The sequence below is a fragment of the Streptomyces sp. VTCC 41912 genome (genome assembly GCF_045799175.1).
Classification (GTDB): Bacteria; Actinomycetota; Actinomycetes; order Streptomycetales; family Streptomycetaceae; genus Streptomyces; species Streptomyces albulus_C.
Map to the genome: position 1 here is coordinate 253,934 of NZ_JBJMAB010000011.1, position 6,147 is coordinate 260,080.

General features: G+C 73.6%; 7 protein-coding genes. 4 read left to right on the top strand and 3 right to left on the bottom strand.

Annotated elements, in window-relative coordinates:
- Window positions 1-8: 8 nt before the first annotated feature.
- Complete coding sequence (locus tag ACJ6WD_RS18995; RefSeq protein ID WP_331248577.1) at window positions 9-851, top strand: thiazole synthase; 843 nt, start codon at window positions 9-11, stop codon at window positions 849-851.
- On the opposite strand, the gene ACJ6WD_RS19000 is transcribed toward ACJ6WD_RS18995, so the two are convergent.
- The gene (locus tag ACJ6WD_RS19000) at window positions 848-1,258 is read right to left on the bottom strand and encodes a MerR family transcriptional regulator (protein ID WP_233661310.1); all 411 of its coding nucleotides are present in this window, start codon (window positions 1,256-1,258) and stop codon (window positions 848-850) included. The genes ACJ6WD_RS18995 and ACJ6WD_RS19000 overlap by 4 nt on opposite strands.
- A 193-nt stretch (window positions 1,259-1,451) precedes the next feature.
- On the opposite strand from ACJ6WD_RS19000, the gene pknB reads away from it, so the two are divergent.
- Both pknB and ACJ6WD_RS19010 read left to right on the top strand, forming a co-directional pair.
- A complete protein-coding gene (gene pknB / locus ACJ6WD_RS19005) occupies window positions 1,452-3,425 on the top strand; it encodes a Stk1 family PASTA domain-containing Ser/Thr kinase (protein ID WP_376447443.1) in 1,974 nt (657 codons plus the stop codon).
- Between the two features lie 58 nt (window positions 3,426-3,483).
- The gene (locus ACJ6WD_RS19010; protein ID WP_407616216.1) at window positions 3,484-4,383 is read left to right on the top strand and encodes a deoxyribonuclease IV; all 900 of its coding nucleotides are present in this window, start codon (window positions 3,484-3,486) and stop codon (window positions 4,381-4,383) included.
- A 40-nt stretch (window positions 4,384-4,423) separates the two neighbouring features.
- Here the strand turns inward: ACJ6WD_RS19010 and ACJ6WD_RS19015 are convergent, their stop codons facing one another.
- Complete coding sequence (locus ACJ6WD_RS19015; RefSeq protein ID WP_038518856.1) at window positions 4,424-5,044, bottom strand: sulfite oxidase-like oxidoreductase; 621 nt, start codon at window positions 5,042-5,044, stop codon at window positions 4,424-4,426.
- Between the two features lie 155 nt (window positions 5,045-5,199).
- Between ACJ6WD_RS19015 and bfr the strand changes: the two genes are divergently transcribed.
- Window positions 5,200-5,676 carry a bacterioferritin gene (gene bfr / locus ACJ6WD_RS19020; protein ID WP_233661313.1) on the top strand — a complete coding sequence of 159 codons (477 nt, stop codon included), beginning with the start codon at window positions 5,200-5,202 and terminating at the stop codon, window positions 5,674-5,676.
- Window positions 5,677-5,716: 40 nt separating this feature from the next.
- Here the strand turns inward: bfr and ACJ6WD_RS19025 are convergent, their stop codons facing one another.
- The gene (locus ACJ6WD_RS19025; RefSeq protein WP_016576283.1) at window positions 5,717-6,025 is read right to left on the bottom strand and encodes a bacterioferritin-associated ferredoxin; all 309 of its coding nucleotides are present in this window, start codon (window positions 6,023-6,025) and stop codon (window positions 5,717-5,719) included.
- Between the last annotated feature and the right edge of the window lie 122 nt (window positions 6,026-6,147).

A 6,147-nucleotide genomic window follows, 5' to 3' on the forward strand; every position in this document is an offset into this window, starting at 1 on the left:
TCACCGTCATGACCGACACCGCAGTGGAACGGGCGGACGCCGTCGCGGCGCCCGGCCCCGACGCCGACCCGCTCACCATCGCCGGCACCGCGTTCCGGTCCCGGCTCATCATGGGCACCGGCGGCGCGCCCAGCCTCGGCGTCCTGGAGCGCGCGCTGCTGGCCTCCGGCACGGAGCTGACGACGGTCGCCATGCGGCGGCTGGACCCGACCGTGCAGGGCTCGGTGCTGTCCGTGCTCCGGCGCAACGGGATCCGGGTGCTGCCGAACACCGCCGGCTGCTTCACGGCGGGCGAGGCGGTGCTCACCGCCCGACTCTCCCGGGAGGCGCTCGGCACCGACTGGGTCAAGCTGGAGGTCGTCGCCGACGAGCGGACCCTGCTGCCCGACCCGGTGGAGCTGCTGGACGCCGCCGAGACCCTCGTGGACGACGGTTTCGTCGTCCTGCCGTACACCAACGACGACCCCGTCCTCGCCCGGAAGCTGGAGGACGTGGGCTGTGCGGCGATCATGCCGCTCGGTTCGCCGATCGGTTCCGGCCTCGGCATCCGCAATCCGCACAACTTCCAGCTGATCACCGAGCGCGCGGGCGTCCCGGTCGTCCTGGACGCCGGCGCGGGCACCGCCTCGGACGCGGCGCTCGCCATGGAGCTGGGCTGTGCGGCGGTGATGCTGGCGTCGGCGGTGACCCGCGCGCAGGAGCCGGAGCTGATGGCGGCGGCGATGCGGCACGCGGTTCAGGCGGGCCGGCTGGCGCACCGCGCCGGTCGGATCCCGCGCCGCCACTTCGCGTTGGCGTCCTCGCCCACCGACGGCGTCGCGGAGCTGGACCCGGAGCGCCCGGCGTTCTAGGGCGTGTCCGCGGGCCCGGTCGCCCCGGCGAGCTGGGCGGTGAGCTCCGGCGGGGCCGCGGTGATCACCTCGTCGAGGAGGTTCCGGGAGGCCGTCAGGGCGTCGATGGAGCCCGTGAGCCGGGCCCGCTCCCGGTGGAGCTCGCCGACCAGCTGCGGGCAGGTGGGCACCAGCCGGCCGTCGTCGTCGCGCAGACAGGGCAGCACCTGGGCGATGGTGGCGGTGTTCAGCCCGGAGGTCAGCAGCGTCCGGATGCGGCGGACCTGGTCGACGTCGGCCTCCTGGTAGACGCGGTAGCCGGCGGCGGTCCGCGCGGGGCTGAGCAGCCCCTGCTCCTCGTAGTAGCGCAGCAGGCGCTCGGTGGTGCCGGTCCGCCGGGCCAGCGCCCCGATCTGCAACGTCGTCATCGGATCCCCCCTGTGGTGCGGTGTGGCGTCGGGGCCGCGGGCGCCACCCCTTCGGGTGCGACCACGGCCGGGTCCGGATTATTCCGTGCCGGACCGGTTCCGGCCGCCCCCCTTGTCACGGTTCCGCTGCGTTCCCCTTTGGCGGCGGCCGGGACGTCGGGGCTGTCGGCGCGGGCTCGTAGACTCGTCTGCCGTGGATACGACGTTGCAGGACCCCCTCGTGGGCCAGCTGCTCGACGGTCGCTATCGCGTCGAGGGGCGCATCGCCGCCGGAGGCATGGCCACCGTCTACCGGGCCGTGGACACCCGGCTGGACCGCGTGCTCGCGCTGAAGGTGATGCACCCGAGCCTGGCCGTGGACGGGGCGTTCGTCGACCGCTTCATCCGGGAGGCCAAGTCCGTCGCCCGGCTCTCCCACCCGAACGTGGTCGGCGTCTTCGACCAGGGCACCGACGGCACCTACGTCTACCTGGCGATGGAGTACGTCGCCGGCTGCACACTGCGCGACGTGCTGCGCGAGCGCGGCGCCCTCCAGCCGCGGGCCGCGTTGGACATCCTGGAGCCGATCCTGGCGGCGCTGGGGGCCGCGCACCGCGCCGGCCTGGTGCACCGCGACATGAAGCCGGAGAACGTCCTGATCGGCGACGACGGCCGGGTCAAGGTCGCCGACTTCGGGCTGGTGCGCGCGGTCGACACGCACACCACCGCCTCCACCGGCTCGGTCCTGGGCACCGTCTCCTACCTCGCCCCCGAGCAGATGGAGCACGGCACCGCGGACGCCCGGGTCGACGTCTACGCCTGCGGCGTGGTGCTCTACGAGATGCTCACCGGCAGCAAGCCGCACACCGGCGGCTCCGCGGCGCAGATCCTCTACAGCCACCTGCACGACGACGTCACCCCGCCCTCCGCGCTGGTGCCGGGCCTGGCGCCCGAGCTGGACGAGCTGGTCGCGGCGGCCACCGCCCGCGCCCCCGAGCAGCGCCCGCAGGACGCGGTGGCGCTGCTCGCCCGGGCCCGCTCGGCCCGCGCCCGGCTGACCGACGTCCAGCTCGACGTGGTCCCGCCGCAGGCCAGGGAGGCGGCGGCGAGCGACGACGAGCGGACCGACGTGATACCGCGCCCGGCGGGTGTCCAGCTCGCGCTGCCGGTCGAGGCCGGGGCGGAGCTGAACCGCACCAGTCGGCTGGAGGTGCCGCCGGCGGACGCCGCACCGGACGGCCGGACCACCCGGCTGCGGCCCCCGCCCGCACCGCACGCGGCACCGGCCGGCGGGCGGCTGCGGCACCGGCGGATCGCCACCATCGTGGCGGCGGTGCTGCTGGTCCTGGGCGTCGGTGGTGGCCTCTGGTACATCAACGTCGGCCAGTTCACCCACGTCCCGGCGGTGCTGGACATGACGCAGGCCGAGGCGCAGAAGTCGGTGCAGGACGCGGGGCTGCGGATCAAGGTGGAGCGCGGTTTCAGCGCCAACGTGCGACGCGGCCACGTGATGGCGACGAAGCCCGGCACCGGGCAGCGGATCCGCGGCAACGGCACGGTCACCCTGGTCGTCTCGCGCGGCCCGGACAAGGTCGCCGTCCCCGACCTGGCCGGCACCCCGCTCGCGGACGCCCGGCGCAAGCTGCGCGATCTGGGCCTGGTGCCGGGCACCGAGACCCGGACGTTCAGCGACGAGGTCGCCAAGGGGTCGGTGATCCGCACGGACCCGGCGGCGGGCAGCACCCGGCGGCCGGACACCGCGGTGGCGCTCACCGTCAGCCGGGGCGCGCCGGTGGACGTGCCGAACGTGGTCGGTTCGGCGCGGGAGGACGCCGCGGCGAGCCTGCGGCAGGCCGGCTTCCGGGTCCAGTTCGCCGACCAACCGGTCTTCTCGCCGCAGGACAAGGACGCGGTGGCCCGCCAGTCGCCCGGCGCGGGCACGACGCTGGGCAAGGGCGACACGGTCACCCTGACGCTCTCCAAGGGCCCGGAGATGGTCACCGTCCCGGACGTCGGCGGCAAGAACACCGCGGACGCCACCAAGGCGCTGACCGCCCTCGGCTTCAAGGTCGAGGTCGACAAGCCGTTCCTGTTCCCGCAGGACAGCGTCGCGTCCCAGTCGGTCGCGGCCGGTGACCAGGCCCCCAAGGGCAGCACGATCACCATCCGGCTCAAGGGAGCGCTGTAGGGACGGCTCCGCGCGGGTGCCCTGCGGACGGTCGCGGGGCACCTGGCACCCTGGGAGGGTGAGTACTCCCCTGTCCCCCGAGGGCGCCGCGCGGCGCGCCCGCGCACGCAATCCGGTCGGCGGCCACGTGCCGGTGGCCGGCGGCCTGGCCAAGGTGGGCCTGTCGTACGCCCGGCAGATCGGCTGCGAGGCCGTCCAGGTCTTCGTCGCCAATCCGCGTGGCTGGGCCACGCCGCCCGGCAGTCCCGAGCAGGACGCCGCGTTCCGCGAGCGCTGCGCCGAGGAGGGCGTCCCGGCCTACGTGCACGCCCCCTACCTGATCAACTTCGGCTCGCACACCGCGGCGACGGTCGAGAAGTCCGTGGAGTCGCTGCGCCACTCGCTGCGCCGCGGCCGGGAGATCGGTGCGCTCGGGGTGGTCGTGCACACCGGGTCGGCGACCGGAGGCCGCGCCAGGGAGACCGCGTTGGCGCAGGTCAGGGCGGAGATGCTGCCGTTGTTGGACGAGCTGACGCGGGACGACGACCCGTGGCTGCTGCTGGAGCCCACGGCCGGGCAGGGCGCCTCGCTGTGCTCGCTGGCGGAAGACCTCGGCCCGTACTTCGACGCGCTGGACCGCCATCCGCGGCTCGGGATCTGCCTCGACACCTGCCACGCCTTCGCGGCCGGGCACGACATGGCGGCGCCGGGCGGCACGAAGGCGCTGCTGGACGAGTTGGTGGAGGTCACCGGCGAGGGCCGGCTGAAGTTGATCCACGCCAACGACTCCAAGGACGTGGTCGGCGCGCACAAGGACCGGCACGCGAACATCGGCGCCGGCCACATCGGCGCGGAGCCCTTCGCCGAGTTGTTCGCGCACCCCGCGACCGACGGCGTTCCGCTGGTGATCGAGACGCCGGGCGGCGAGGAGGGCCACGCCGCGGACGTGGCGCGGCTGAAGGAGCTGCGGGGGTCCTGAGCGGACGCCGCACACCGGCCGGGCGGGCCGGCCCGGGCGCCTAGAGCTCCGGGCCCTCGCCCGGCCCCTCCTGGTAGGAGTAGCGCTGCTCCTGCCAGGGGTCGCCGAGGTTGTGGTAGCCGCGCTCCTCCCAGAAGCCGCGGCGGTCGGCCGTCATGTACTCGATGCCGCGGACCCACTTGGGGCCCTTCCAGGCGTAGAGGTGCGGGACGACCAGCCGGACCGGGAAGCCGTGCTCGGCGGTGAGCAGCTCGCCGGAGCGGTGGGTGGCGAAGACGCATCCCGGGGCGTCGAAGTCGGCGAGCCGGAGGTTGGAGCTGAAGCCGTACTCGGCCCACACCATCACGTGGGTGACGTCGGGGGCGGGCGGTGCGAGCTGAAGGATCGTCCGGGTCAGCACGCCGCCCCATTCGGCGCCGAGCATGCTGAACTTGGTGACGCAGTGCATGTCGGCGACGACGGTGCTGTACGGCAGGGCCGTGAACTCCTCGTGCGTCCAGCAGTGCTTGGCGCCGTCGGCGGTCGCGCCGAAGACCCGGAACTCCCAGCGCTCGGAGCGGAACTTCGGCACCGGGCCGTAGTGCGTGACGGGCCAGCCCCGCTGGAGCCGCTGTCCCGGAGGCAGCACGGGCTCCTCTTCGCGACTCTCCGGCTGACCCATGCCCCCATGGTGTCAGACCCCGGACGGTGCGGATGACCAGGGCGGTACGGAATCGGGCAACTCGTACTAAGTGTGAACTTACTGGACGGCCCGCGCGGCGCGGTGCGAGGATGCGCGGCACCTGCCCAGAACTCGCGTGAAAGGGGCCCGCAGCCATGCAGGGCGACCCCGAGGTCATCGAATTCCTCAACGAGCAGCTGACCGCCGAGCTGACCGCGATCAACCAGTACTTCCTGCACGCCAAGATGCAGGAGAACTTCGGCTGGACGAAGCTCGCCAAGTACACCCGCGCCGAGTCCTTCGACGAGATGAAGCACGCGGAGGTGCTGACCGACCGCATCCTCTTCCTCGAAGGGCTGCCGAACTACCAGCGGCTGTTCCACGTCCGCGTCGGCCAGACCGTCACCGAGATGTTCCAGGCCGACCGGCAGGTGGAGGTGGAGGCCATCGACCGGCTCAAGCGCGGCATCGAGATCATGCGCGCCAAGGGCGACATCACCTCGGCCAACATCTTCGAGGAGATCCTGGCCGACGAGGAGCACCACATCGACTACCTCGACACCCAGCTGGAGCTGGTCGAGAAGCTCGGCGAGGCGCTCTACCTCGCCCAGGTGATCGAGCAGCCGAGCTGACGGCGGACCGCGGTGCGCACCGACCGGGCACCCCTGGGCGCTACGCGGCCGCCCGGAGGCCCGCGGGCCCCGTTGCGGCCACCTCCGCGGCCAGCGGCTCGGACGGCACGGCGGGCGCCGGGCTCCACGGCTCGGACTCCGACCGCAGCACGTCGGGCGCACCCCGGTCGATCAGCTCGCGCCGGGGGCACGCACCGCGGCCCAGCAGCGCCTGGATGCGGCGGACGCAGCTCCCGCAGTCGGTGCCGGCCTTGCAGGCGGAGGCGACCTGGCGGGGCGTGCAGGCACCCCGGTCGGCATGCTCGCGGACCTGCTGCTCGGTGATGCCGAAGCAGGAGCAGACGTACACGCGGGTTCACCTCCGTCGGGGCGCCTCGTCCGATCCGGATGATCGTCAGTGAGGTAACCCTTACCTTACCCGCGACGGCGGGCGGGGAACAATGCGGGGCAACGCAGTGGGGGGGGGGGGGG

What these genes read in the sequence shown, in the direction of transcription:
- ACJ6WD_RS18995 (WP_331248577.1), top strand. Translation starts at nt 9, where the DNA reads ATGACCGACACCGCAGTGGAACGGGCGGACGCCGTCGCGGCGCCCGGC.
- ACJ6WD_RS19000 (WP_233661310.1), bottom strand. Translation starts at nt 1,258, where the DNA reads ATGACGACGTTGCAGATCGGGGCGCTGGCCCGGCGGACCGGCACCACC.
- ACJ6WD_RS19015 (WP_038518856.1), bottom strand. Translation starts at nt 5,044, where the DNA reads ATGGGTCAGCCGGAGAGTCGCGAAGAGGAGCCCGTGCTGCCTCCGGGA.
- bfr (WP_233661313.1), top strand. Translation starts at nt 5,200, where the DNA reads ATGCAGGGCGACCCCGAGGTCATCGAATTCCTCAACGAGCAGCTGACC.